The sequence below is a fragment of the Terrisporobacter glycolicus ATCC 14880 = DSM 1288 genome (genome assembly GCF_036812735.1).
GTDB classification, from domain to species: Bacteria; Bacillota; Clostridia; order Peptostreptococcales; family Peptostreptococcaceae; genus Terrisporobacter; species Terrisporobacter glycolicus.
The window spans coordinates 610,746-636,208 of record NZ_CP117523.1 but is presented as its reverse complement, the minus strand read 5'-3'; the positions used below and the strand labels follow the sequence as shown (position 1 = coordinate 636,208).

Below are 25,463 nucleotides of genomic sequence, written 5' to 3'. Positions count from 1 at the left end.
AATCTTAAATCACATAATTTATAATATTTTAGCACATAAAAAAAGAAGGAACTTAGTCCTTCTTTTTTAATCATTTATGCTTATATCTCCTGTTTTTACATTTGCTATAATCTTATTCACTGGATTATTTCCATATTGTCCAATAAAAGAATCTGATGATTGTGATACATTGTTAAACTCTAATTTTGTATCTAAATCTCCAAAATTATTATTTCCTTCAAAAATAAAACTTAAATTTTTATTTGTATATAACTCCACGTCTCCAACCTTTGATTTAATCCTAAAGTCTCCATTTAAATTTTCTATATCACAAGTTATATCTCCAACTTGAGATTCTATACTACCTTTTCCACTAAATTTGTCTATATCAATATCTCCAGTTTTTCCTTTAATAGATACTTCTTTCCCATATAGATAATTAAAGTTCACATCTCCAACTTTGTTGTTTATAGTAATTTTATTAGAATTTATTTTTTGATTTCCATCAATATCTCCAGTTATAACATCAATAGATAGATTATTTAAATTTAAATTTGAATCAAATGTTATATCACCTACTCTGTTGTTAATAGCTATATTTTCCTTATAAGATTTTGGGATCTTTATTTCCACTTGTAAAGAATATCCATTAAATATTCCAAATATATTTCTACTTGATTTATTATTAAAATCCTCAAGTTTTAATGTATCTGAATTAATGTGCGCATTGATATACTTATTATTTTTTAATATTTTATTGCATTTCACAATTACTTTTATATTATCTTCATTATTTTCAGTAATAATTAAATCACTGGCGTTAAAATCAGTTTTTATACCCTTTATATGATTTATATCATCAAATTTTAATTCTTTTACTACTTTCATATTTGAGGCTGTAAAGCTTCTATTAAAAATATTACCTGAAAATACATTTCCACCCCATCCTTTTATGCCTACTGCTAATACTAGTGATAATAAAATTGCAACAATAGACCAAATGATCATTCTAAATTTGACCCAATTTTTATCATTCATTAATCTATCTCCTTATATTCAAAGTAAGCTCTTATTACTTTTTCTATAGCTGCACCTATTATAAACATTATCCATGTTATATGCCATGCACCTGTTGTAAAGCTTATTAGTAAATATATTGCTGTAATTATTGCCCACATAGCACTTTCAATAGATTTTCTCACTCTTCTACTTTTATTAGTAGTACTTTTCCATTCTTTAAAATCCTCTACTAAAGTATCATCTTTTTTAATATATTGTGGCTTTGTCATATTGTTATAAATTAAAAGACCTGTAGCTCCTGCTATTAATAAGAACATTATAACTACTCCTAAAGTTTCAAATCCTAAGCCTTCAAAAACTATTACACTTACAGGGCATAATATATACATCATTACTGATATTGCAGTAATTTTTGCACTTTTTTTCTTATCCCAACTTTCCTTCGTTATTTCTAAAGGATCTTTTTCAAATAAATTATCAATATTTCCTATACTTGAAATAACCTTATTGTAAGCTATCTCATCGTCCATATTGCTTTGTAATAAGTCATAATATTTATCTAATAAATTTGCTAATAATTCTTCTTTAAACTCTTCTGTTCTTCGATTTTGGGGCGCATTTTCAAATAGTTCTTGTACATAATCCTTTATTTTCACTTCATAGTTTCCTATCATAATATACCATCCTCCTTAAATTAAACTATCAATTATATTTTTAGCTTCTTCCCAATCCAACTTATTCTGTTCATAAGTTTGTCTTCCCATTTCAGTGATTGAATAATATCTTCTTCTAGCTCCACTTCCTTCATTTCCCCAATATGATGTAATTAACTCAGCTTTTTCTAACCTTCTAAATGCTGAATATAATGTAGCTTCTTTTAATTCATAAAGATTATTTGTTTTTTCTTTTATTACTTTATTAATGGCGTATCCATAGCTATCGCCTTTTATAAGTTCATTTAATATTATGGTGTCTGTATGTCCCCTTAGTAAATCTGATGTAATTGACAAGAGTAGCATCTCCTTTTTCCTTATTTTACTATTATAGTAACTTTATATACTTCGCCTGTCAAGGTATATACAAAAATATAATATGTTTTTTCTTAGAATATGTTAATAATAAAAAAATAGTAACTATATTAAATATATATAATATAGTTACTATTAACATCGGTTTATATTACTCTTGTACTTTGATGTCGTGCTCAAGCGCAAAATTCCTTATACACCCATTTTTCTTATTTTTTTATAATTAATTAAATGTAAATATTTATAGAAATAATAAATACCCAGTAAACCTACAACATACTTTCGTACAAGCAAAAAGAACTCTAATTGCTAGAGTTCTTCATATACAATTATCTTATATTTTAGATAACTCACTTAGCTTTTTATCTATAATTCTACTTTCCATAATCCATGAAGATTACAATAAGCATATGCTTCTAATACTTTATCATCTTCAGTTAATGTAAATTCTATAATTGGATCACTATCTATTTCTAAATGTTTACGTTGCACACCTTGTGTAGTTAGCAGATATATCCAACTTATATGATGCTCTTGTATCATAGGATGTAATGTGCTTCCAACTTGTACTTTTACTTTATTTTCATTTATATTTAATACTGGTATATGTTTTTCTACTGAGGCTTCTGTTGTATTTGCCACTAGCTCATTCATTGTTTTACCACAACATACTACTTTAGGTCCTTTATGGTCTATCATTTCTATTAAGTTTCCACAAACACTGCATATAAAAAATTTTTTTGAATTGTTCATTCTATAACCTCCTCCATATTAAATCCTCAACTATTAATAATTGTGATTATTTTATAACTTCCAGGTTGTAGCCTCCTAGATAATAATACAAGTATAATTCATCATATACTCTTAATTTTATCTTATATATAATTATAACCACTGTCAATCTCAATCATTCTATCTGACTACTTTCCAAATAATCATTTAAAAGTTTTTTGCTTATAGTAAGCATACCAATGCACTGTTTCTATTAAGTTAAAAATCAAATGAAATAAATAAAACCTTTTTATAATACCTGTTGTTATATTTTGTTAATTTTACTCATAAGACTTTACATTACTATAAAAACAAAAAGGTTGCTATGATCATTTAGCAACTTTTAAATAATTTTAAAATTTATTTAATATTTTTTACTTCATACTAAGCTTTGTATCTTCATCAATTATATTCCTCATTAATCTAAGCTTCCCATTATCTTCAAAATACTGTGATCCATATTTCAAATTAAATTCATAATCAAAATCATCAGGATTTTTCCCTTGGTTGTGTTGAACTATAGTTTCAAGTTTATCCATAGCTTTTACAAGCTTAGCTTCTTTTGTAGAACACTCATTATATTCTTTCCACAAATCATATATTTTACCACTTAAACTTTCTGGTAATGTTGTTAACATTCTTTTCATAGCACTCTCTTCCATATGCGATTTATTATCATCTACACTTTGCAGTTTTGCTGATATATCACCATCATAAAGCTCACCTAAATCATGAATTAAACTCATCTTTATGGCTTTGTTAATATCAACATCTTTAAAATCCTCTTCTAAGACCATTAACAACATTGCCAGCCTCCAAGAATGCTCTGCCGTAGATTCTCTTCGACCAGTTTTTGTCCAAGCAGTTCTTGTAACTGATTTTAAATTTTCTATTTCTTTTATAAATTCAATAACTTGATTAGTATTATTCATAGCAACTCTCCTGTATATATATGTTAATTATACTTTATCATAGACATATTATTAATTTACATGACATATGTCATTCGTGCATATACATTATATGGCCATATTAACTCAGTAAATTTTATTTCACAGGAATATAAAGACCAAAATAATCAATAGGACTTTCATCTTTATATACAGTTAATAACATTTGTCCAAGTATGGGACCAGATACATTAATATTATTTTCTATTACTATTTTTCTTACATATCTTATCCAATTATCATAAGCCTTGTCATCTAAAGCTATTACCGTATACATATATTGTTCTTCTGATATAAATTCAATACTTTTACTTTCTATGTTATCTTTTATTTTTTCTATATTGTCTGTTATAGTAAGGCCCCATTTGATTTTTTTCTCTGCATCATTATCAAATAAATCACCTTCATCTATTAAGAAAGAAAAATTTATATAATCAAATATATATTGATCTATATTTTGAATTTTTTCTACAAGTTCTATAAAATCATTGAACTTATCTTCCTTTGTGATTTCTAAAAAGAAGTAGCTTTCTCTTTCATCTTTTACTAGCTCTACTTTTTTAGAGTCATAAATACACTCTTCCACAGATATTTTCATCATCTCTAGTCTTTGTTGAACCTTCTTTAGTTTTTCGATTTCTTTATGTATGTATATTTCTTTATCTTTAATAAGGCTTAAAACTTGTTCTGGAGAAGAGTCTTTCATTACCTTATCAATATCATTTAAAGAAAGATTTAATGTTTTATAAAAAATTATATCTGTTAAGCAATTTAAATCTTCAATTTTATAATATCTATATCCATTATTTTTATCTTTCTTAGGGCTTAATAAACCTATATTATCATAATGAACCAAGGTGTCCCGGGAAATGTTGAACAGTTTGCTTACCTCTCCAATTAAATATTTATCTTTCATATATACCATCCTTTTTAATCTCATCTCTATACTTATATATTAAAAAAGTGTTTAATATAATGCAATAAATAAGTAAATTTATAATCTTTCAACATAAAAATAAACTACTTAGCACATACCAAGTAGTTTATTTTTTCTTTTTTATAATGGGGTTTTATATATTAATGTTATCAACTATTAAGCTATGTTTTGTTTATTACCCTCAGCTTTTACTTTTCTTACTTTATTAAAGAATATAACTGCGAAAATTAAACCTGCAGCTAAACCTACTCCATTACCTATTGCTGGTGATAATCTAAATCCTTCTGGAGCTTGCATTATATAACTAAATGTTACTACTGTCATAAATATTGCTGGTATAACAGTTATAAAATAGTTTTTATTAGCCTTAAGTAAGAACATTGTTCCTGTCCATAACATTATCATAGCTAATGTTTGGTTTGACCATGCAAAATATCTCCATATTATGTTAAAATCTATAAATGTTAAAGCTACACCTACTGCAAATAAAGGTATTGCTATCATAAATCTATTTTTAATTGCATCTTGTTTTATATTAAATGTGTCAGCTATTGTAAGTCTAGCACTTCTAAATGCTGTATCACCTGAAGTTATTGGACATGCTACAACTCCTAGTATTGCTAGTCCTGCTCCTACTGATCCAAGTAAAGTAACTGACATTTCTTGAACACCTACTGCTGGATTTGTTCCATAAAGTGCTTGTAATTGTGGTTCACCATGGAAGAACGCCATTGCTGCTGCTGCCCATATTAAAGCTATGATGCCTTCTGCTACCATTGATCCGTAAAATACTGGTCTTATTTCTCTTTCATGCTCAACACATCTAGCCATTAAAGGTGATTGTGTTGCATGGAACCCTGATATTGCACCACAAGCTATTGTTATAAATAAATATGGGAAAATTGATTTTCCACCTGGATGTAAGTTAGTTAAAGCTACTTCTGGTATATTGTAACCTTTTACTATTAACCCACCTGCTATACCAACAGCCATTATTATAAGCGCAGCTCCAAATAGAGGATATATTTTTCCTATAACTTTGTCTATTGGAAGTATTGTTGCTAGAATATAATAAGCAAATATCACTACTACCCATACTGTTGTATCGATTTTAGTTAAGTTGTTTAAAAGTCCTGCTGGTCCAGTTACAAATACTACACCTACTAAAACTAATAATACTACACTGAATACTACCATTACTTTTCTTGCATTTTCCCCTAGATAAATACCAACAAGTTCTGATGCTGATACTCCTTTATTTTTAAGTGATAAATAACCTGATAAAAAGTCATGTACACCACCTGCAAATATTGTTCCAAATACTATCCATAAAAATGCTGCCGGTCCAAATAATGCCCCTTGAATTGCCCCAAATATTGGTCCAAGCCCTGCGATGTTTAAAAATTGAATAAGGAATATTTTCTTCCAGTCCATTGGAACATAGTCAACTCCATCTTCTAAAGTTATTGCTGGAGTTTTTAATGAATCATCAATTCCAAATGTTCTTTCTACAAATCGTCCGTATAAGAAATAACCTAAAACTAAAATAACAATTGCACTAAAAAAAGTAATCATAATTCCTACTCCCTCTATAGTTTTTTGTAGAGATTGGTATTCTTTTATCATTTTCCATCTCTATACCAAAATGATACTATTTCTAGTTCGGAAAACTATTTCTTATGTATGAATTGTCATAAATTATACATGAATTGCATTTATATATTCATAAGTTGCCTAAATAATTTCACTCTACCCCTACTTACTGTTATCTCATATTTTCCTTTGTTTAGTTTTAATATATATGTATTGTTAAACCAAGGTATTATTTCTTCTATTTTTTCTAGATTTACTAAATAAGATCTATGGGTTCTAAAAAAACTATCATTATTGATTGTTTTTTCTACTTCTGATATACATTCTCTTATTTCATATTCTTCATCTTTAGTAAAAATATGTGTATATCTTTCTCTTGCTTCACAATAACAAATGTCACTTACATCAACTATATGAATTTTATCATTTTTCCAAAGGCTTATTTTATTGCTAACCTTTTGATACTCGATTTTATCTTTACAATTATCTTCAAGGATAGCATTTTTCAATTTACCTAACATGGAAATTATTCTTTCATCTGAATATGGTTTTAAAATATAGTCAAAAGTATCTAAATTAAATGCTTCCACTGCATAATTATCATAAGCAGTTATAAAAACTATTTTGGGTTTTCTCTCAAATTTATTTATCGTTTTGGCTAAAAGCATTCCATCTAATTTTGGAATATTAATATCTAGAAATATGACATCTAATGTATTTTCCTGTATAAAATTAAGTACATCTAATCCATTATCAAACTCGTCCACAATTTCCATTTCTGTATATTTTTCAATAAAATATCTTAACTCTTTTCTTGCTGGATATTCATCATCAACTATAATAACTTTCATTTCTTACCTCCCCACGTAAAACTCGATCAAGGTTCCACTGTCTAATTTTTTTATGTCTAACCCTCTATGATAATATAATTTTAGCCTTAAATGTACATTATAAAGTCCTATTTTATTTTCAGGCATATTTCCTGAATACAAATCTTCTATAACTTTGTCGTCTATTCCTATGCCATCATCTTTAACAGATACTTTAACTTTTTCTCCTAAATCCTTAACAGAAACAATTACTTGTCCACTTTTATTTTTCTCCTTGCTTAAAATTCCATGAATAATGGCATTTTCAACTAGTGGCTGAATAATTAAACTTGGTATTTTAACATCCACATCATCTATGTCATAAATAACTTTTAGTTTTTCACCGAATCTTGCTTTTTCTATTTCCACAAATGATTTTACCTGATCTATTTCTTTTTTTATACTTATGGGTTTATCATTAAACTCTAAATTGTGTCTAAGATAAGTAGATAAATTTATTATAAGCTCTCTTGCTTTTTGAGGGTCAAAGCGTATAAATGATGCTATTGTATTCAAAGCATTGAATATAAAATGTGGGTTAATCTGCCTTTGAAGGGATGTTATTTCTGCTTTTTTCCTTTCTTCTATCTCTTTTTTATCTTTTTCTATTACTTGTACAATAGAAACCATAAATCCTATCCCCAATTGTCCAACAATAAGAGGTAAATATATGGCCCTTATAATATCAATAGCTAAATTTGTAGGTTTTGAAATAAAATATATTAAAAATATTGTTATATTTTCCGAAATCATACCAATTAAAATTCCCCAAAAAGCCCTTGATGATTTTGGTATTTTTTTGTGTGCGATACCAGATAATATTCCAGCCATAACACTAGATATAAAACAAGGTACAGATGTCATTCCACCTGGATCAATAAAATATCTATGTGCTCCTGCAATAAATCCTGCTGGAATACTAACAACAGGCCCAAATAATACACCACCAGATACTATAGAAATTATTCTTGTATTTACAATAGATCCTTTATAGTGAATTCCGTTATAGGTTGCCATTATTGCCAAAGAAGTAAATATTATAGATATAACAGCTAAATCTTTTTTACTGTATTTTTCTTTTTCAAAAATTCTTTTAAACGTATTTAATCTACTAATTAATAAAAATAGCATTACTAACAAACTTGTCTTTTCCATCAATGCTATTAAATAATCTGTTTTCATATGATTCCTCCATTTCCCTCCACATTAAGTATATATTACTACTTTATTTTATTTCAAATAAACAATCAATTAATATATATTTCATTTCATTAAAAAAGGGTGCATCAATAATGATGCTACCCTTAATAAGTTTAAATTTTATAATAATATGTTTACTTCTTTTAATTCTTTTTTTATTTCTTCTAAAGTATTTTCATCTGGTACTTCTATTGTGTGAACATGATAATCTTGTGTTAAACTGGATAATTGTTTAAATCCATTCTTTTTACTATTTTCCATAAATATTTTGAGATCTCTATTTGATGCAAGATTTAATTCAGCTTTTATAGTTCCATATGTAGGATGATCTACTATAACATCCTTCACCTTTCCACCTAAATCAATAATTGTTTGTAATTCTAATAAAATATGCTCCTCATTATAATGATTCTTACATTTTATTTTAAATTCTTGATTTCTTATAGTGTATATTATATATCCAGTAGATGTAGCTAATATATCAATTCCAGAAGCTCTTAATAATGCAATATCTTTTACAACAATCTGTCTTGTTACATTAAGTTCTTTTGCTAAATCCACACCTTTAACTGGTCTATTATATGTTTTTAGTATATGTAGTAATTTTTCTCTTCTTTCATTGCTATTCATAACACACCTTCTTCTTAAATAATTAGTTTATCTATCTTTTTACTATTCTATATAGATTTTTAATATAAATCAATAGGTCATTTATTATACTTAATATACAATATATCAACATTGCATATTATTAAGTTTTTAACTATTGTATTTTTTGTTGTGTAGTAATAACTGCGGTGTTATAATGTTTTTACAAGTGTATATACACTTGTAAAAACATTATAACAGAAAAGGGTGTAAATATGAGGAATATTTTAAAAGAAAATATTTTGCAGTTAAAAAAAGAAAAAAACGCTATAATACTTGCTCATCTATATGAGCCTGATGAAATACAAGAAATCGCTGATTATGTTGGAGATTCATATTATTTGAGCAAAATTGCTCGTGATTGTGAGGAAGAATTAATTATATTCTGCGGAGTAAAATTTATGGGGGAAAGTGCTAAAATTTTATCTCCACACAAAAAAATCATCTTACCAGCTACTAATGCTGGATGTCCAATGGCTGATATGGCTAATGCTTCTGATTTAGAAGAAATGATGGAAAAATATCCAAATGCTTTTAAAGTATGTTATATAAACTCATCTTATGAAGTTAAAGCCCTTTGTGATGTTTCTGTTACTTCATCTAGTGCTTTAGACATTCTAAAAAATGTGCCTAATAAAGAAATTTTATTTTTACCAGATAGAAATTTAGGTGGCTACATAGCTGAATTTTTCCCAGAAAAAGAGTTTATTTTGTGGGAAGGTTTCTGCCCTACTCATGAAAGACTTACTTCCGAGGAAGTATTAAATGCTAAGAAAGATCATCCAAATGTAAAAATTTTAGCTCATCCAGAATGTAACAAGCCAGTTAGAGACTTGGCTGATTATATAGGAAGCACAAGCGGAATCATAAACTATGCTACAAAATGTGAAGATGAAGAATTTATAATTTGTACAGAGGAAGGTATTTTATATGAATTAAATAAAAGAAATCCTAGTAAGAAGTTTTATTTCCCTGAAAGAATGATTTGTCCTAACATGAAAAAAACTTCTTTGGAAAAAGTTTATGATGCTTTATGTGGCAAAATAGATGAAGTGATTCTAGATAAAGAAATATCAGAAAAAGCTTTAACATCTCTAGAAAACATGCATAAATTAGGGGAGATGGTTCTTTGTGGAAAATAAATATGTAGACGTTTTAGTAGTTGGATCTGGTGTAGCTGGATTGTATTGTGCTCTAAATCTTCGTCAAGATTTAGATGTAATGGTAGTTTCAAAGGATAAAATAGATTGTACTAATACATCTTTGGCTCAGGGTGGTATTTCTGTAGCCAGAGATTTGGATGATGTTCCATTTTTCACGGAAGATACTTTAAAAGCTGGTAAATACGAAAATGATATTCAAGCTGTAAGTGTGCTAACAAAGGAGTCTATTGAAAATGTGGATTACCTAGTCTCTTTGGGACTTGATGTTGATAAAGATGAAAATGGTAATTGGGATTATACAAAAGAAGGTGCTCACTGTGTAAATAGAATTATACACACACAAGATAACACTGGAGAGAACGTTGAGAAAACTCTTGTAAAAAATGCTTTTCAACGTAAAAATGTAAGAATTTCAGAAGATACATTCCTTGTTGATATAATTGAACGAAACGATAAATGTATTGGTGCTATCTTATTAAAAGATAAAGAACAAATCAATGTATTTGCTAAATTTGTAGTTCTTGCTTGTGGTGGAATTGGTGGTTTATATAAAAACTCTACTAGCCAAAGAATTTTAAGAGGCGATGGTTTGGCTGTAGCTCTTAGACATGAAATAGAACTTAAAGATATTAATTATATTCAAATTCATCCAACTGCTTTTTATGATGAATCTGGTGATGAAAGAAGATTTTTAATATCTGAGTCTGTAAGAGGTGAAGGTGGAAAGCTTTACAATATTAATGGAGAGAGATTTGTGGACGAACTTCAACCTAGAGACGTAGTATCTGAGGCAATTTTCAATGAAATGAAAAAAACTAATACACCTTATGTGTATCTTGATATTAGTTTCTTAAATGAAGAATATCTTAAAAATCGCTTCTCTACTATTTATAATAAATGTTTAGAAAAAGGCACTAATATTACAAAAGAGCCTATAAAAGTTTCTCCTGCTCAACATTATTTTATGGGCGGTATAAAAGTTGATTTAAGCAGTAAAACTTCCATGAAAAATCTATATGCTGTTGGCGAAACTGCTTGCACAGGAATTCATGGTGCCAATAGACTTGCTAGTAACTCTTTGCTTGAAGGCCTTGTTTTCTCTAAAAGAGCTGCCAAAAATATTAATGAAAGTATAGATGAATTTAATCTAACAAAAGTAGATATTGATGAAATATATACTAGCAGAGAAGAAATCGAAGAAGCAAATAGACTCATAGTTGTGAATGCTATTAAAGATAAAGGTGGAGTTATAGATGATTAATTTTTTAGTAGTAGATAAAATAATTAAAGATGCTCTTGTGGAAGATATCCCAGGAGAAGATATAAGTACAAATTCTGTAATTAATGAAGATAGTAATTCTACTGTAGATTTAATTTGTAAAGAAGAAGGAATCATCGCTGGACTTAAAGTTTTTGAAAGAGTTTTCAAAATTCTTGGCCATATTGAAGTTACTTTTTTAAAAAATGATGGAGATAAAATTTATCCCGGTGATAAAATAGCTCTTCTAAAAGGTAATACTAGAGTTATTCTTCAAGGCGAGCGTGTTGCTCTAAATTTATTACAAAGAATGAGCGGCATTGCCACACTTACTAATAAATATGTCAAAGAAATTGAGCATACAAATGCTAAATTATTAGATACGAGAAAAACTACACCTAACTTAAAAATCCTTGAAAAATATGCTGTTAAAGTTGGTGGTGGTCATAATCATAGATTTAATTTATCTGATGGTGTTATGCTAAAAGACAATCACATTGCAGCAGCTGGTGGTATTACTAATGCTGTTAAGCTTTGTAGAGAAAATTCATCTTTTGTTAGAAAAATTGAAGTTGAAACTGAAACCTTAGATATGGTTAAAGAAGCTTTACAAGCTAAAGCCGATATTATTATGTTAGATAATATGAGTTTGGAAGTGGCTAAAGAAGCAATAAATATGATTGGTGATAAAGCCATTATAGAGTTTTCTGGTAATGTAAGATTAGAAAACATTAAATCTATTGCTGAGATTGGTGTTGATTTCATATCTGTGGGTGCTCTTACTCATTCTGTAAAAAATCTTGATCTTAGTATGAAAAACTTAAAAAATATATGAAGATGAGCAGTAATAGTTTTAGATAATTTCAATCTAAAACTATTACTCTTTTTATTTATCAAGTAATTTTATATATTAAACTAAATTCCCTCTTGACAACTATAGTTGTCAAAGTTAATATTTAATTATGACAACTATAATTGTCATATTCACAATGTGATTAGTTAGGAGGATTATATGCCATTAAATAATCGTTTAAAAGAATATCGAGCTAAGATTAATGTAAATCAAACTCAGATGGGAAACCTAGTTGGAGTATCTAGACAGACCATTAGCCAAATTGAACGTGGAGATTATTCCCCTTCAGTTACTTTAGCATTAAAAATAGCAAAGATTTTCAATGCTAGTGTGGAGGATATTTTTAGTTATGAGGAGGATGAGGTTATTGAATAATATTCGAGAAATTGAAATAAAAAAAGAAGATAAAAAAGCTTTTAAAGGTTTCGCTATAGTATTAGTTGTGTCTTTCATTTTTGGAGGTATTTTAGGGGGTATGTCTGGATATTTAAAGGAGATTCTTGGAGATAGCGTTCCTAGTCTATTGATAAATATACTTAAGATAATTACACCATTTGCAAGTCTTGTATTTTCTATATTAGTAATAATAGCATATAAAATTGTATACACTAATTCAAAAAAAGAGTATGAATTATGGAAAGAAACAAGTGAAGATGATCATACAATAGATAAAATAGAGGAAAAATTATCTTATATCCTATTGGCTGTTTCAATAAACATGATTATTGGATTATTTTTCTTTGGAGTAGGTACTATATTACTACCTTTTGATAATGTAAGCGGTGAACTAAGCATTATAAAAATTATTTGTTACATTATAGGATTTGTAATATGTATTGTGTCTTCTATATTAATCCAAAAGAAAATAGTTAATTTAGAAAAAGAAATTAATCCTTTCTTAAAAGGTAGTATATATGATACAAAATTTAGTGAAAAATGGATAGATAGCTGTGATGAGGCTATAAAGCTAGGTATATATAAAAGCTCTTATAAAGCATTTTCCTCTGTATCTACAACATGTGTTATACTTTGGATATTTTGCGTTTTAGGCTCTTATTTATGGGGTTTTGGACTTCTTCCTTTGACAATGGTGACAATTATATGGCTAGTTCAAACAGTTTCTTATTGTATGGAGTCAATTAAATGTTCAATATCAAAGTAAAAAACTTCAGAAATATGGAGGCCTTATGAACAATATAGATTATTATGGAAAAATATTATGGAATTACCATATTCTAAATCAAAAACCTGAGAAAGTTGGAGTTATTTTAGGACTTGGAAGCCATGACATACATGTTCCCAAAAGATGTGCTGAACTTCTTTTAAAAGGATATGCTGATAATATAATTTTCACAGGTGGTTTCGGCAGAATTACAAAAGATCTATGGAGTATGACTGAAGGAGATAAATTTGCAGAAATTGCTATGAACATGGGTGTTCCCAAAAACAAAATTATTATCGAAAATGAAGCTTCAAATACTGGTGAAAATATAAGTAAAACAAAAAAAATATTAAAAAATTTAGGCTTGCACCCTTCATCTTTTTTAATAGTAGATAAACCTTATAGAGAAAGAAGGACCTTTGCTACCATAAAAAAACAGTGGCCAGAAATTAATTTTCTTATTACATCTCCTCAACATAGCTATGAGGAATACTGTTCTTTTTATTCTAGTGGAGAGATTTCAAAAGATGAATTTATAAGCATTATGGTTGGTGATTTACAGCGAATTGATTTATATGGAAAAAATGGATTTCAAATTAAGCAAGATATCCCTTGTGAAGTTTATAATGCTTATGAAAAATTAATTAACTTAGGATATGTTAAGCACTTATTATCAACAAAATAATAAAGAGAACTCTCTTAAGGAGTTCTCTTCATCTTAAACTTATATTATTGTGTACGATTATAGTAATATCCTTTTATATAGTCTAAATCTTTATTTATCTTTTCATGTAAAATATTATTATTTTTTTTACTTTGAGAAGAGTTTTTTATCTCTAGTTTTAGTTCACTTATATCTAATTTAATTGTTTCTATTTCTTTATTTATTGGTATAAGTTTTTCATCTAATAATTTATTTATGTTGCTTAATAATTCTTTATCCATAGTCATACCTCCAGAATTCATTCTATATATATTATTAGCTTTTTTAGTTTATAATAATAAAAAATGTCAACATTATGTTGACATTTTTATATTTAAATAAATTTTATACTCTTTTATACTTTCCTTATATTACAACTAACTGTTCTTTATTCAATAGTACCTCTTACATATCTCTATTAATGTATTTTTTATGATAAGTTTACTACCATGGTATAATCATAAATAACCATGCTGCTAGAGCGCCACCTATGATTGGTCCTAATATTGGTACTATAGCATAATCCCATCTAGAACTTCCTTTTCCTTTGATTGGTAGAATTGCATGAGCTATTCTTGGTCCTAAATCCCTAGCTGGGTTTATAGCATATCCAGTTAATCCACCTAAAGACATACCTATTGATACTATTATTCCAAATACAAATAGATAATTTAATCCCATATCTCCAACACCGGCAACATTACCAATTCCTTTTATTGCAAATACTAAAACAAAAGTTCCTATTATTTCACTTAAAAAATTATATGGTTTATTTTCTATTGATGGTGCAGTGCAAAATACACCTTTTAATGTATTTGGATCATCTGTTTCATCAAATTGACATTTAAATAATATATATACTAAGCATGCACCTACAAATGCTCCTGCTATTTGTGCAATTATATATCCTGGTACCATAGACCAAGCAAATGATCCATCAATTGCTAATGCTATAGTTAAAGCTGGATTAAAATGAGCTCCTGATGCTGCTCCAAATATAAATGCTGGTAATAATACTGCAAGACCCCAAGCTATTGTAATCTGTATTGATCCTGCACCTTTCATTCCTGATTTATTCAGATTTACATTGGCAACTACACTGTCTCCTAATAAAATTAGAATCATCGTACCTAAAAATTCTCCTATGTATGGTAACATTTAGATTCACTCCCTTATTTAATTTAATTATTAGCTTAAGCTAGTTGCCTCTTTTGCATCTTCTTTATCTTCTTTTGCCCATCCATATGAACGTTTAACTGCCTTGTTCCATCCTTCAATTTTTTCTTTTCTTTCTTCACATGATATAGCTGGTTCAAATATTTCGTCTATTCCCCAGTTTTTTATTACATCTTCTTTACTTTGCCAATACCCAACAGCAAGTCCTGCTAAGTATGCTGCCCCCATTGCTGTAGTTTCTACACAAACTGGGCGTTTAACTGGTGCATCAATCATATCACTTTGCATTTGCATTAATAAATTATTAGCACTTGCTCCACCATCAACTTTTAATGCTTCTAGCTCTATTCCTGAATCAGCTTTCATAGCTTGTAATACATCATTTACCTGGAATGCTAGTGACTCTAATGTAGCTCTTATTATGTGGTATTTACTTACACCACGTGTAAGACCTACTATTGTACCTCTTGCATATTGATCCCAGTGTGGAGCCCCAAGTCCTGTAAATGCAGGTACCACATAACATCCATTAGTATCCTCTACCTTTTTAGCCATATATTCAGAATCAGCTGCTGAATCTAATATTCTAAGTTCATCTCTTAACCATTGTATAGATGCCCCAGCAACAAATATAGACCCTTCAAGTGCATAATTTACTTTTCCATCAAGTCCCCAAGCTATAGTAGTAACTAATCCATTTTTAGAATATACTGGAGTTTCTCCTGTATTCATCAACATAAAGCACCCTGTACCATATGTATTTTTTGCTTCTCCAGCCGTGAAGCAAGTTTGACCAAATAAAGCAGCTTGTTGGTCACCTGCAGCTCCTGATATTGCTATTTCTTTACCAAAATATGATGAATCTGTATATCCATATACAGCACTCGATGGCATAGCTTTAGGCAACATAGATTCTGGAATATTTAATTCGTCTAATATTTCTTTATCCCAAGTTAAATCTTTTATGTTAAATAATAATGTACGAGATGCATTTGAATAGTCTGTCACATGAACTTTACCCTTAGTTAATTTCCATATTAGCCAAGTCTCTACTGTACCAAATAGAAGTTCTCCTTTTTCAGCTCTTTCTCTTACACCTTCTACGTTATCTAATATCCATTTTAATTTTGTACCAGAGAAATACGCATCTATTATAAGACCCGTTTTTTCTCTAAACTTATCTGTAAGGCCCTTTTCTTTTAGTGTATCACAATACTCTGATGTTCTTCTACATTGCCAAACTATAGCATTATATACTGGTTCTCCAGTATCTTTATCCCATACAATAGTTGTTTCCCTTTGATTAGTAATACCTATTGCAGCTACATCTTCTGCACCTATTCCTAGTTTTGCCATTGCTTCAACTGCAACACCTAACTGAGATGACCAGATTTCATTTGCATCATGTTCAACCCATCCTGGTTTAGGAAAATACTGTGTAAATTCTTTTTGTGCTACACTACACATTTCTCCTTTCTCATTGAACAATATACATCTGTTACTAGTAGTTCCAGCATCAAGTGCCATTACATATTTTGGCATATACATTTCCCCCTTATTTTATAATTAAATTTTATTTAATAAGCTTAAATAGTTTAATTGCATATATAATTATTTATAAAACGTTTTCCCAAGTTATATAATTATTTTTTTAAAATGAATTTACACAAAAAAAGTAATATTAAATAAAGGCTTATGCCAATTTAATATTACTCTCCAATTCTCATGTATTTTTATTCAATTTTATATTTAAATGTTAACATACTATTTTTTCAGTAGCAACTATTGATATTTTATTAACAGAATAATTTTTATTTACAAAAAATTCTACCAAAAGTAATTTTAAAAGCCATTAATAAACTTTATATTAATGACTTTTTCATATCTATATATCTAATTTAACATTATAAAACTTCATCCAGTTATTAAACTGAATTAAATAAGCAATAACTTGTGGACCAGTCATTAATTGTCCATACCAAGGTTGTTCAAAAGATGTGCCTCCTGTATCAATTAATCTAGAAGCAAAATTATAATCCACAATCTGATGAATTGGAGAAGTTTTGTCTTCTAAAATCAATCTTAGCATTTGGCTAACTTCTTTAGTATATTCAGGATTGTGAGTTTTTGGATAAGGACTTTTCTTTCTGTCTATAATGTCATCTGGTACTAAACCTCTTACAGCTTCACGAAGTAGTCCTTTTTCTCTACCATGTAGTAACTTTAAATCTTTTGGCAAATTAAAAGCATATTGTACTAATCTTTTGTCAGCGAAGGGTACTCTGCCTTCCAAACTATTAGACATAGTCATTCTATCTTTTCTATTAATTAAAGTAAGCATAAAGTGCTTAATGTTTATATAAGATAACTCTCTTATTATTTTATCTTCGTGACTTTCTCCTGGTAATTTTTCTACTCTATTTATACTATCTCTACAAGTTTGCTTTGCATATTCTTCAATAGGAAGTTGTTTTAAATCATCTTTTAAAATATTTTTTCTGTAACCTATAGAATTTGCCCAAGGGAATATTTCAATAGAATCGTACTCTCTTGTAAACCAAGGATATCCTCCAAATACTTCGTCAGCACATTCGCCTGATAAAGCTACAGTAGCATATTTTCTTACTTCTTTTGCAAATAAATATAATGATGAGTCTATATCTGCCATCCCTGGCAAATCAGCAGCTATAGTTGCATCATCTAATGCATGCGCCAAATCAATATTATCTAAAACAATGCCATGATGATTACTTCCTAAGAAGTCTACCATTCTTTTTACATATTCTAAGTCAGAGTTTGGTTGATATAAACTTTTCTTAAAATATTTATCATTATTTTCATAGTCTATAGAAAAAGTATTTAGAGTTTTAGATCCCTGTTCTTTAAATTTATCAAAGGCAACCTTTGAAATTATACTTGAGTCAAGTCCTCCAGATAAAAAAGTACACACAGGTACATCACTAACAAGTTGATTTTCTATGATTTCTACTAATAAATCTCTAACAGTATTTTTCGTTTTTTCTAAATCATCCTCATGTTCTCTTACTTCTAGTTTCCAATACTCATTTAAAGTTATACCTTTGCTATTAAATATTAAATAAAATGCTGGTGGAAGTTCTTTTATATCTTTAAATATTCCACTACCTAAGTTTCTTCCTGGTCCTAAAGACATAAGTTCAATCAAACCATCTTTATCTACTACTGAATCTACATTTGGATGTTGTAATAAAGTTTTCATTTCCGATGCAAAAACTAAATTACTATCTTTATAAGAGTAAAAAAGCGGTTTAATTCCAAGTGGGTCTCTACATAAAAATAACTCTTGATTATATTCGTCCCAAATTCCAAATGCAAAAATACCATTAAGATATTCTACGCAGTTTTTTCCATATTCAATATATGATGTTAACAGAACCTCTGTATCACCATAAGAATCAAAAGAATATCCTTTTGCAATTAAGCCAGCTCTTACTTCTTCCGTGTTATAAAGTTCTCCATTATAACAAATCGTATATTCTTTATTACCTATTTTTTTTGTCATAGGTTGAAGACCTCCAGTTGGGTCAACTATAGCAAGTCTTCTATGACCAATTAATGCATGATTATAAACTTTTAATCCTCCTGAGTCAGGTCCTCTAAGCTTAAGTGTACTAATCATTTTGTCCATTATATGGGAGTAATCTCTTATATTATTTTTAAGATTAGACCATCCTACAATTCCACACATAATATAGCCTCCATTTGTTCAAGATATATTACTATATGATGAATACATAATTTTTGATACAACTAAGGTTTATTTGTTTTTGTTAAAATTTTAATGTGGTTAATTTTATTCAAATATATAGTATATAATTAGGTATTTCCCTTATTTTTTAAATTTATTCATCTTTTAAAATCATGCTTAAAAGTAATTATAAAATGTATAAAGTTATCATTTATTTCTGCCTTTATACTACCATTCATCTTTTCAACTAAGAGCTTAGTTATGGTAAGTCCTAATCCAGAACTTTGATTATTTCTTGATTGATCTTTCATATAAAAACGATTAAATAGTTTTTCTACATGAACTTCTTCTAAGTTTTTTACATTATTACTAAAAATTATATCAACATTATCTCTTGATTCTTTTATACATACTTTAAAAGTATCCTTTGTATACTTAATTGCATTTTGAATCAAGTTGATAAAAATTCTTTCTATAATTTTTAAATCACCTTGAATTATTATTGCCTCATCACCAAGGTTCAATTCTACATGTATATTTTTTTTATCAAAATCATTATAAAAAATCAACAATTGTTCCATTAACTCTTTATGTATATCTATATTTTTTGTTTCCATCTTATATTCATCAGTTTCTAGCCTGGATAAATCATAAAAATCTTGAATTAGATTTTTTAATGCTCTAGATTTTTTCTCCACTATTGAAATATATTCATATTTTTCTTCATTGCTTATTTCCTCATCCTTCATCAATTCAACATAACCCAATATGGATGTTAATGGAGTTCTTAAATCATGAGATATATTTTCTATTTCTTTTCGTAATTCTTTTTCTCTTCGTCCATTTTTAATTTTTTCCCTTTGCGTTATTTCTAAATAATTATTCATTTCCTCTAATAAGTTTTCCATATCATTATGTGGAGAAGACAAAGTAAGTCTTCTATTTTGTCCTATCTCTTTGATGATTTCTTTTAAATTATCTTTTGCTTCTCTAATATTTTTAGAAAGTAAAAAAAAGCGTGCAGAGAAATACACACTTGTAAAAAATAAAACTATAACCATAAATATCATAATCTGCACACCCCCTTTTAATATTATTTTATTTCAACCTTTTCAAATAATTTCATTCCCAATAAATAAAATACTATTGTTCCAATGATACCTACAATAAAGCAATTTGTTAATCCTTGTTGGCTACTCCAAAAGAATATAAATTTATGATCTCCACTTCCTTGTGTAATATTTTTCACTATATTCCATGGCATAAAATGTGCTACTTTTTTTAATACCTCAACTCTAGCCCCCAATAACTCTAAAATTTTTGGTATTATAACCATAATTGAAACCCACCACATGGAAACTGTTGTTTCGTTGTCAAAAATAAAGTAAAGGCAATGAGCAACAGTGCTACTAATCAAAAATAATGGTGCACAAGCTATTAAAGCTCTTATTAATTCCTTTAAATAAACTGAACCACTATTATCAAGTAATATCAAACCACTTCCAATATAAACAGCACTAATAACAATTAAGTTAATTAATGCTATTACTAATAAAACTATAAATTTGCCAAAATAAATTTCACTTCTTGGTATACCATAAGAAATAGCATTTTTTAAAGTATGACTTTTGTGTTCTTGCCCAAATACTACTGCTACCATAGGTAGACATAAAACTAGTGGTATCCCCATACTTGAATATAATGATGAAAAAGAAAACCAAGTACCTGCATAAGGAAAGTTTGGTGTATTATTAGCAAAAGCAGCAAGTACTCCATTTAAAAATATAACAAATGACATACACCCAAATAAAAATATATAATTCCCCTTAGAATGTAAATTACGATAAAATTCACTTTTTATATAATTAAGCATGTTGAACACCTCCAATTAAAGACATATAATAATTTTCAAGATTTAAAGATTTTTCCTCCATAGCTAATAACCCTATGCTATTAGAAACAGCTAAATTACTTATTTTTTCTGGCTTATCAATACCTTCAAATATCTGTATTCTATCTTCTGGCAATACTTTATAATCCTTATAGCCTAGCTCTTCTTCTAGTAATGCTGACATTTTTTTAGGACTACTAACTTTTATTTCTAAGTAAGTTTTGCATTTTTCCTCAAGTTCTTTTGCTGATAATTCTTCTACTAAATATCCTTTATTTAAAAATCCATAACAAGTTGCAACATTTGATAATTCAGATAATATATGACTTGATATTAGAATTGTTATGTTCTTTTCTTTATTAAGTTTTAAAAGTAAATTTCTTATTTCTATAATACCCGATGGATCTAGTCCATTTATAGGTTCATCCAATAACAATAATTCTGGCTCTGTCATCATTGCCAATGCTAATCCTAATCTTTGTTTCATACCAAGAGATAAATCTTTAAATTTCTTTTTCTTTGCATCTAATAAATTTACTTCTTCTAAAACTTTATCTATTTTGACCTTACCTGGTATTCCCCTTTGAATTCTATAGTACTCCATATTTTGCTCTACTGTTAATTTTTCATAAAAACTTGGTGATTCTATTATTGTTCCTGTTCTACATCTAGCCTTATTTAATTCTTCTTTTGATGATTTTTCAAATAATTCAAATTGACCACTACTGGCTACTCCTTGACCTGTTAAAATTCTAAGCAATGTAGTTTTGCCAGAGCCATTATTCCCTACTAAACCGTAAATATCACCTTGATTTACAGTAATATTTATATTTGATAATGCAAAATCTTTACCATACTTTTTACACAGTTTATGTGTTCTTATAACTGCTTTCATCCTTAATCTCCCTCAATTTTTTTAAATTTTAATTAACTTTATATTTATAATAATACAAAAATATTTTTAATAAATATTCAAGAAAGTTTAAAGAAAGTTTAAAGATTATTGATTATTATTTAATTTAAATCCTATACCCCAAACTGTTTTTATGTATTCCTCTTCTTTTTCTACTTCTTTTATTTTCTTTCTTATATTACTCACATGCACATTTACAGAATTGTCTTCTCCATAATAGCCACTTTTCCATACTAATTCGTATAAGGCTTCTCTTGAATAAACCTTATCTGGATTTTTTATTAAAATATATAAAATATCAAACTCATGATTAGTCAAAGAAAGATTTTCATTCCTAATCTTAACTGTTCTAGATTGTTCATTTAATACTAATTCTTTAAATTTGTATCCATCTTTATTTTCCAAGTTATAATTAACCGCATTTCCAAATTTTCTATATCTTCTTAGCTGAGAATTTACTCGAGCTAATATCTCTTCTAGTTCAAATGGTTTGGTTAAATAATCATCTGCACCTAAATCTAATACATTAACTTTATCTTCCAAGGAAGTTTTTGCTGAAATAACTATAATAGGCATGTCTTGTTTTTCTCTAATTTCTTTTATTAATTCTTCTCCTGTGATTCCTGGTAACATTAAATCTAACATTACTAAATGAAACTTATCCATAGACAAACGAAGATTAGCTTCACTTCCAGAAAAAGCTTGAGTAACTCTATATTCTTGTTTTTGCAGTGTTTTAGCAATAAGATTATTTATATCATCATCGTCCTCAACTACTAAAATATGTTCTTTCTCCATAATTCTTCTCCTTAAATTAAAAGTTTTTCTCTACATACTATTATATTAGTTAATTTATTCCATTTTAACAAATATGTTTAAGTTATTATAATTTCCAGGAATAATTTTTTAAAGAAATGTAGAATATATATTTAATCCTAAAGGGTGGAATAAAGTTCAAAGAATATATTTTAATGATTCAATTATTTGAAATCCTAAAAGTGAAAGATTAATAATAAAATAAGCTATTTATTTTTATAAATAGCTTATTTTATTATTAAAAAATTAATTAAATTTATACAATATATAAACATATTACCACTACCATGATTCTTTCAAAATACTTTGTAAATATTCAGTTTTTGTGGTATCCTATAATATCGTCAAAATTATTTTAATGAAATTCGGAGGAATTAAAATGTCATTTTTACTTTTAATTATAGGTTTCTTTTTTCTTATAAAAGGAGCTGATTTATTCGTGGAAGGGGCATCATCTATAGCAAAAAAATTTAATGTTCCTGCCATGGTTATAGGACTTACAATTGTTGCCATGGGAACAAGTGCACCAGAAGCAGCTGTAAGTATTACATCATCATTAGCTGGACAAAATGATATGAGTGTAGCTAATGTTGTTGGATCAAACTTTTTCAACATACTTGTAGTTCTTGGTGTTTCAGCAATAATCGCTAAACTACCAGTTCAAAAAGGTACAATAAAAAAAGATGCACCTTTTTTACTATTAGTTAGTGCTTTGCTATTACTATTTGGATTAAATTTAAATATTAGTAGAATAGAAGGATTAATACTACTAGCTGTATTTGCATATTTTTTAATTGATACAGTAAAGTCTGCTAAAAAAAGTAGTCAAGAAACTGCTAACGAGGCTGCAACAACTATGGATGTAGAAGTTGCTGGACAATCATCTATGCCAAAAACTATTTTGCTAAGTATAATTGGTGTTGTTGGTATAGTATTAGGTGGAGATATGGTTGTTGATTCTGCTACTGACATAGCAACATCTTTTGGAATGAGTGCTAACTTAGTTGGATTAACAATAGTTGCTATTGGTACATCGTTACCTGAATTTGTAACATCTGTTGTGGCAATAAAAAAAGGTGAAACAGAAATAGCAATAGGAAACGTTATAGGATCTAACATATTTAACATCTTATTAGTTTTAGGATTGGCTACTACTATAAGTCCTATAACTATAAGTGCCTTTGCCTTAATAGATGTAATATTCATGGTTGCTATAACTGTACTTTTATACTTCTTTATGAAAAAAGACAATTCACTTGTAAAATCACAAGGTATTATATTCCTTATATTATACGTAGCTTATATGGCTTATACTATTATGAGATAAGTAACTAATAAAAAGTAGCTGTCACACAAACAATAAAAAATTGTTGTGCAACAGCTACTTTTTTCTATATTTCTTTTATCATAGCCGGTGATAATACATCGTTTATACCTTCTGTCATAGTTGGATGTGCATAAATTCTATCTCTTAAATATGTGTATTTTACTTTCATATCTATTGCTAATTGTAGTAGATGAATCATTTCACTAGATTCATCACATATGATAGTTGCACCTAAAATCTCTTCTGTATCTTTATCTATAACTATTTTAATAAAACCTTCTGTTTTTCCTATTTGTTTTGCTCGAGGAATATTTTCCGTTTCCATTTTTGCTACTAAAATTTTGTGCCCTTTTTCTTTTGCTTGTTTAATATTTAATCCTACTCTAGCAAAAGGAGGATCTAGAAATAAGGCACTAGGTATATTTTTTCTATCACTGACTTTTCTAGTTTTATCTCCAAATAAATGATTTACAATTATACGATAGTCATCTAGAGAAATATAAGTAAATTGAGGCCCCCCATTTACATCTCCAATTGCCCATATGTTTTTTGTCGTAGTTTGCAAAGTGTTATCTACTTTTATAAATCCTCTATCATTTAGTTTTACACCTGCATTTTCAAGTTTAAGGTTTTCTATATTTGCTTTTCTTCCTGTTGCCACTAAAATTATATCACTTATTAATTCCTTTTCTTCATTTCCATCAGTGTACTGTATTTTTGCAACATTATTTTCTTCTATTATCTCTTTAATTGAAACTTTATTTAATATCTTAACTCCTCTTTTCTCAAGTATACTTACTATTTCAGCTACATCGTCTTCATCTTCTTTAGGAAGAATAGTATCATGAGTATTTATTATTGTCACTTCACTACCAAAAGAACTATAAATACCTGCAAATTCTAGTCCTATAAATCCAGCCCCTATTATAGTTATTTTTTTAGGCAATTGTTTTAAATTCATTAAAGTTTTACTCGTATAAACTATTTGAGTGTTTTCAATACCTTTTATACTTGGTATAAAAGACTTAGAACCTGTATTTATAAATATTTTTTCACCTTCTAATATTATTTTTTCATCATTTAAAGTGTTAACTTCCACAGTATTTTCATTTACAAAAGATGCCTCTCCCGTAAATATTGTTATGTTTTCATTTTTATCTAATTTATTATAATTAGCCATTCTTAGCTTTTTTGTTAAAGCGTCTTTATTTTCTATGGCTTGTTCATATTTTAATTTCATTTCATTAAAATCATTAAGATTGTGTCTTCTAATTTTACTAGCTTGATTCTCTAAAGATTTAGTAGGAATACATGCCACATTTATGCAAGTTCCTCCGTACATTTGTTTAGATTTTTCTATTAAAGCTACTTTTAAACCTTTACTGCCTAAATCAGCACCTAAAGTTTTTCCACCTTTTCCAAATCCTATTATTATAGCATCATATTTATTTATCATATTAAGTCCCCCTGTTATCTCTT

Annotated in this window: 26 protein-coding genes; 7 read left to right on the top strand and 19 right to left on the bottom strand. The window is 28.1% G+C overall.

Annotated features, from left to right (window positions below; genetic code table 11):
* Positions 1-66 precede the first annotated feature (66 nt).
* From TEGL_RS03275 to TEGL_RS03230, 10 genes are all read right to left on the bottom strand, one after another.
* Positions 67-1,017, bottom strand: a complete 951-nt coding sequence (locus TEGL_RS03275; protein ID WP_018592324.1) for a DUF4097 family beta strand repeat-containing protein — start codon at positions 1,015-1,017, stop codon at positions 67-69.
* Positions 1,017-1,673, bottom strand: a complete 657-nt coding sequence (locus TEGL_RS03270) for a permease prefix domain 1-containing protein (RefSeq protein WP_018592325.1) — start codon at positions 1,671-1,673, stop codon at positions 1,017-1,019. The genes TEGL_RS03275 and TEGL_RS03270 overlap by 1 nt, the downstream gene beginning before the upstream one ends.
* A gap of 15 nt (positions 1,674-1,688) precedes the next feature.
* Positions 1,689-2,018: a PadR family transcriptional regulator gene (locus TEGL_RS03265; RefSeq protein ID WP_338460401.1), complete on the bottom strand. Its 330-nt coding sequence runs from the start codon at positions 2,016-2,018 to the stop codon at positions 1,689-1,691.
* Positions 2,019-2,393: 375 nt separating this feature from the next.
* Positions 2,394-2,780 carry a desulfoferrodoxin family protein gene (locus TEGL_RS03260; protein ID WP_018592327.1) on the bottom strand — a complete coding sequence of 129 codons (387 nt, stop codon included), beginning with the start codon at positions 2,778-2,780 and terminating at the stop codon, positions 2,394-2,396.
* A gap of 392 nt (positions 2,781-3,172) precedes the next feature.
* Positions 3,173-3,730, bottom strand: coding sequence for an HD domain-containing protein (locus TEGL_RS03255; protein WP_018592328.1), 558 nt, complete (start codon positions 3,728-3,730; stop codon positions 3,173-3,175).
* Positions 3,731-3,845: 115 nt separating this feature from the next.
* Positions 3,846-4,664 carry a MerR family transcriptional regulator gene (locus TEGL_RS03250; protein ID WP_161618796.1) on the bottom strand — a complete coding sequence of 273 codons (819 nt, stop codon included), beginning with the start codon at positions 4,662-4,664 and terminating at the stop codon, positions 3,846-3,848.
* A 177-nt stretch (positions 4,665-4,841) separates the two neighbouring features.
* The gene (locus tag TEGL_RS03245) at positions 4,842-6,260 is read right to left on the bottom strand and encodes a carbon starvation CstA family protein (protein WP_026255196.1); all 1,419 of its coding nucleotides are present in this window, start codon (positions 6,258-6,260) and stop codon (positions 4,842-4,844) included.
* Between the two features lie 140 nt (positions 6,261-6,400).
* Positions 6,401-7,129, bottom strand: coding sequence for a LytR/AlgR family response regulator transcription factor (locus tag TEGL_RS03240; protein ID WP_018592331.1), 729 nt, complete (start codon positions 7,127-7,129; stop codon positions 6,401-6,403).
* A gap of 3 nt (positions 7,130-7,132) precedes the next feature.
* Positions 7,133-8,329, bottom strand: a complete 1,197-nt coding sequence (locus TEGL_RS03235) for a sensor histidine kinase (protein ID WP_018592332.1) — start codon at positions 8,327-8,329, stop codon at positions 7,133-7,135.
* Positions 8,330-8,467: 138 nt separating this feature from the next.
* Positions 8,468-8,977 carry a transcription repressor NadR gene (locus tag TEGL_RS03230; RefSeq protein WP_018592333.1) on the bottom strand — a complete coding sequence of 170 codons (510 nt, stop codon included), beginning with the start codon at positions 8,975-8,977 and terminating at the stop codon, positions 8,468-8,470.
* A gap of 233 nt (positions 8,978-9,210) precedes the next feature.
* Between TEGL_RS03230 and nadA the strand changes: the two genes are divergently transcribed.
* The 6 genes from nadA (at position 9,211) to TEGL_RS03200 (ending at position 14,116) form a co-directional block, all read left to right on the top strand.
* Positions 9,211-10,137, top strand: coding sequence for a quinolinate synthase NadA (gene nadA, locus TEGL_RS03225; RefSeq protein WP_018592334.1), 927 nt, complete (start codon positions 9,211-9,213; stop codon positions 10,135-10,137).
* Positions 10,127-11,419, top strand: a complete 1,293-nt coding sequence (locus tag TEGL_RS03220; RefSeq protein ID WP_018592335.1) for an L-aspartate oxidase — start codon at positions 10,127-10,129, stop codon at positions 11,417-11,419. The genes nadA and TEGL_RS03220 overlap by 11 nt, the downstream gene beginning before the upstream one ends.
* Entirely contained in the window at positions 11,412-12,251 is an 840-nt protein-coding gene (gene nadC / locus TEGL_RS03215; RefSeq protein ID WP_018592336.1) for a carboxylating nicotinate-nucleotide diphosphorylase, read from the top strand. The genes TEGL_RS03220 and nadC overlap by 8 nt, the downstream gene beginning before the upstream one ends.
* A gap of 177 nt (positions 12,252-12,428) precedes the next feature.
* A complete protein-coding gene (locus TEGL_RS03210) occupies positions 12,429-12,644 on the top strand; it encodes a helix-turn-helix transcriptional regulator (RefSeq protein WP_018592337.1) in 216 nt (71 codons plus the stop codon).
* On the top strand, positions 12,628-13,431 hold the full coding sequence (locus tag TEGL_RS03205) for a DUF3169 family protein (protein WP_338460400.1): 804 nt from the start codon (positions 12,628-12,630) through the stop codon (positions 13,429-13,431). The genes TEGL_RS03210 and TEGL_RS03205 overlap by 17 nt, the downstream gene beginning before the upstream one ends.
* Before the next feature lie 25 nt (positions 13,432-13,456).
* A complete protein-coding gene (locus TEGL_RS03200) occupies positions 13,457-14,116 on the top strand; it encodes a YdcF family protein (RefSeq protein WP_018592339.1) in 660 nt (219 codons plus the stop codon).
* A gap of 44 nt (positions 14,117-14,160) precedes the next feature.
* Here TEGL_RS03200 and TEGL_RS03195 read toward each other — a convergent pair whose 3' ends face one another.
* The 8 genes from TEGL_RS03195 to TEGL_RS03160 form a co-directional block, all read right to left on the bottom strand.
* The gene (locus TEGL_RS03195; protein ID WP_018592340.1) at positions 14,161-14,376 is read right to left on the bottom strand and encodes a hypothetical protein; all 216 of its coding nucleotides are present in this window, start codon (positions 14,374-14,376) and stop codon (positions 14,161-14,163) included.
* 202 nt (positions 14,377-14,578) lie between these two features.
* Positions 14,579-15,292: an MIP/aquaporin family protein gene (locus TEGL_RS03190; protein WP_018592341.1), complete on the bottom strand. Its 714-nt coding sequence runs from the start codon at positions 15,290-15,292 to the stop codon at positions 14,579-14,581.
* Between the two features lie 30 nt (positions 15,293-15,322).
* Complete coding sequence (glpK, locus tag TEGL_RS03185) at positions 15,323-16,852, bottom strand: glycerol kinase GlpK (RefSeq protein WP_018592342.1); 1,530 nt, start codon at positions 16,850-16,852, stop codon at positions 15,323-15,325.
* A gap of 343 nt (positions 16,853-17,195) precedes the next feature.
* Entirely contained in the window at positions 17,196-19,037 is a 1,842-nt protein-coding gene (asnB, locus tag TEGL_RS03180) for an asparagine synthase (glutamine-hydrolyzing) (protein WP_018592343.1), read from the bottom strand.
* Positions 19,038-19,195: 158 nt separating this feature from the next.
* Positions 19,196-20,107, bottom strand: a complete 912-nt coding sequence (locus TEGL_RS03175) for a sensor histidine kinase (protein WP_018592344.1) — start codon at positions 20,105-20,107, stop codon at positions 19,196-19,198.
* Positions 20,108-20,130: 23 nt separating this feature from the next.
* Positions 20,131-20,910 carry an ABC transporter permease gene (locus TEGL_RS03170; protein ID WP_018592345.1) on the bottom strand — a complete coding sequence of 260 codons (780 nt, stop codon included), beginning with the start codon at positions 20,908-20,910 and terminating at the stop codon, positions 20,131-20,133.
* Positions 20,903-21,823: an ABC transporter ATP-binding protein gene (locus tag TEGL_RS03165; protein ID WP_018592346.1), complete on the bottom strand. Its 921-nt coding sequence runs from the start codon at positions 21,821-21,823 to the stop codon at positions 20,903-20,905. The genes TEGL_RS03170 and TEGL_RS03165 overlap by 8 nt, the downstream gene beginning before the upstream one ends.
* A gap of 105 nt (positions 21,824-21,928) precedes the next feature.
* Entirely contained in the window at positions 21,929-22,639 is a 711-nt protein-coding gene (locus TEGL_RS03160) for a response regulator transcription factor (RefSeq protein ID WP_018592347.1), read from the bottom strand.
* 397 nt (positions 22,640-23,036) lie between these two features.
* Between TEGL_RS03160 and TEGL_RS03155 the strand changes: the two genes are divergently transcribed.
* Positions 23,037-23,984, top strand: a complete 948-nt coding sequence (locus TEGL_RS03155) for a calcium/sodium antiporter (RefSeq protein WP_018592348.1) — start codon at positions 23,037-23,039, stop codon at positions 23,982-23,984.
* A 64-nt stretch (positions 23,985-24,048) separates the two neighbouring features.
* Here the strand turns inward: TEGL_RS03155 and TEGL_RS03150 are convergent, their stop codons facing one another.
* On the bottom strand, positions 24,049-25,440 hold the full coding sequence (locus tag TEGL_RS03150) for a dihydrolipoyl dehydrogenase family protein (protein WP_018592349.1): 1,392 nt from the start codon (positions 25,438-25,440) through the stop codon (positions 24,049-24,051).
* Positions 25,441-25,463: the final 23 nt, after the last annotated feature.

Excerpts from the sequence above, each read along its gene's own strand:
- TEGL_RS03205 (WP_338460400.1), top strand. The coding sequence starts at position 12,628 with ATGAGGTTATTGAATAATATTCGAGAAATTGAAATAAAAAAAGAAGAT.
- TEGL_RS03245 (WP_026255196.1), bottom strand. The coding sequence starts at position 6,260 with ATGATTACTTTTTTTAGTGCAATTGTTATTTTAGTTTTAGGTTATTTC.
- TEGL_RS03235 (WP_018592332.1), bottom strand. The coding sequence starts at position 8,329 with ATGAAAACAGATTATTTAATAGCATTGATGGAAAAGACAAGTTTGTTA.
- TEGL_RS03255 (WP_018592328.1), bottom strand. The coding sequence starts at position 3,730 with ATGAATAATACTAATCAAGTTATTGAATTTATAAAAGAAATAGAAAAT.
- TEGL_RS03160 (WP_018592347.1), bottom strand. The coding sequence starts at position 22,639 with ATGGAGAAAGAACATATTTTAGTAGTTGAGGACGATGATGATATAAAT.
- TEGL_RS03155 (WP_018592348.1), top strand. The coding sequence starts at position 23,037 with ATGTCATTTTTACTTTTAATTATAGGTTTCTTTTTTCTTATAAAAGGA.
- glpK (WP_018592342.1), bottom strand. The coding sequence starts at position 16,852 with ATGCCAAAATATGTAATGGCACTTGATGCTGGAACTACTAGTAACAGA.
- TEGL_RS03190 (WP_018592341.1), bottom strand. The coding sequence starts at position 15,292 with ATGTTACCATACATAGGAGAATTTTTAGGTACGATGATTCTAATTTTA.
- TEGL_RS03260 (WP_018592327.1), bottom strand. The coding sequence starts at position 2,780 with ATGAACAATTCAAAAAAATTTTTTATATGCAGTGTTTGTGGAAACTTA.
- nadC (WP_018592336.1), top strand. The coding sequence starts at position 11,412 with ATGATTAATTTTTTAGTAGTAGATAAAATAATTAAAGATGCTCTTGTG.
- TEGL_RS03250 (WP_161618796.1), bottom strand. The coding sequence starts at position 4,664 with ATGAAAGATAAATATTTAATTGGAGAGGTAAGCAAACTGTTCAACATT.
- TEGL_RS03195 (WP_018592340.1), bottom strand. The coding sequence starts at position 14,376 with ATGGATAAAGAATTATTAAGCAACATAAATAAATTATTAGATGAAAAA.
- TEGL_RS03210 (WP_018592337.1), top strand. The coding sequence starts at position 12,429 with ATGCCATTAAATAATCGTTTAAAAGAATATCGAGCTAAGATTAATGTA.
- TEGL_RS03175 (WP_018592344.1), bottom strand. The coding sequence starts at position 20,107 with ATGATATTTATGGTTATAGTTTTATTTTTTACAAGTGTGTATTTCTCT.
- asnB (WP_018592343.1), bottom strand. The coding sequence starts at position 19,037 with ATGTGTGGAATTGTAGGATGGTCTAATCTTAAAAATAATATAAGAGAT.
- nadA (WP_018592334.1), top strand. The coding sequence starts at position 9,211 with ATGAGGAATATTTTAAAAGAAAATATTTTGCAGTTAAAAAAAGAAAAA.
- TEGL_RS03275 (WP_018592324.1), bottom strand. The coding sequence starts at position 1,017 with ATGAATGATAAAAATTGGGTCAAATTTAGAATGATCATTTGGTCTATT.
- TEGL_RS03200 (WP_018592339.1), top strand. The coding sequence starts at position 13,457 with ATGAACAATATAGATTATTATGGAAAAATATTATGGAATTACCATATT.
- TEGL_RS03230 (WP_018592333.1), bottom strand. The coding sequence starts at position 8,977 with ATGAATAGCAATGAAAGAAGAGAAAAATTACTACATATACTAAAAACA.
- TEGL_RS03265 (WP_338460401.1), bottom strand. The coding sequence starts at position 2,018 with ATGCTACTCTTGTCAATTACATCAGATTTACTAAGGGGACATACAGAC.
- TEGL_RS03240 (WP_018592331.1), bottom strand. The coding sequence starts at position 7,129 with ATGAAAGTTATTATAGTTGATGATGAATATCCAGCAAGAAAAGAGTTA.
- TEGL_RS03150 (WP_018592349.1), bottom strand. The coding sequence starts at position 25,440 with ATGATAAATAAATATGATGCTATAATAATAGGATTTGGAAAAGGTGGA.
- TEGL_RS03270 (WP_018592325.1), bottom strand. The coding sequence starts at position 1,673 with ATGATAGGAAACTATGAAGTGAAAATAAAGGATTATGTACAAGAACTA.
- TEGL_RS03170 (WP_018592345.1), bottom strand. The coding sequence starts at position 20,910 with ATGCTTAATTATATAAAAAGTGAATTTTATCGTAATTTACATTCTAAG.
- TEGL_RS03165 (WP_018592346.1), bottom strand. The coding sequence starts at position 21,823 with ATGAAAGCAGTTATAAGAACACATAAACTGTGTAAAAAGTATGGTAAA.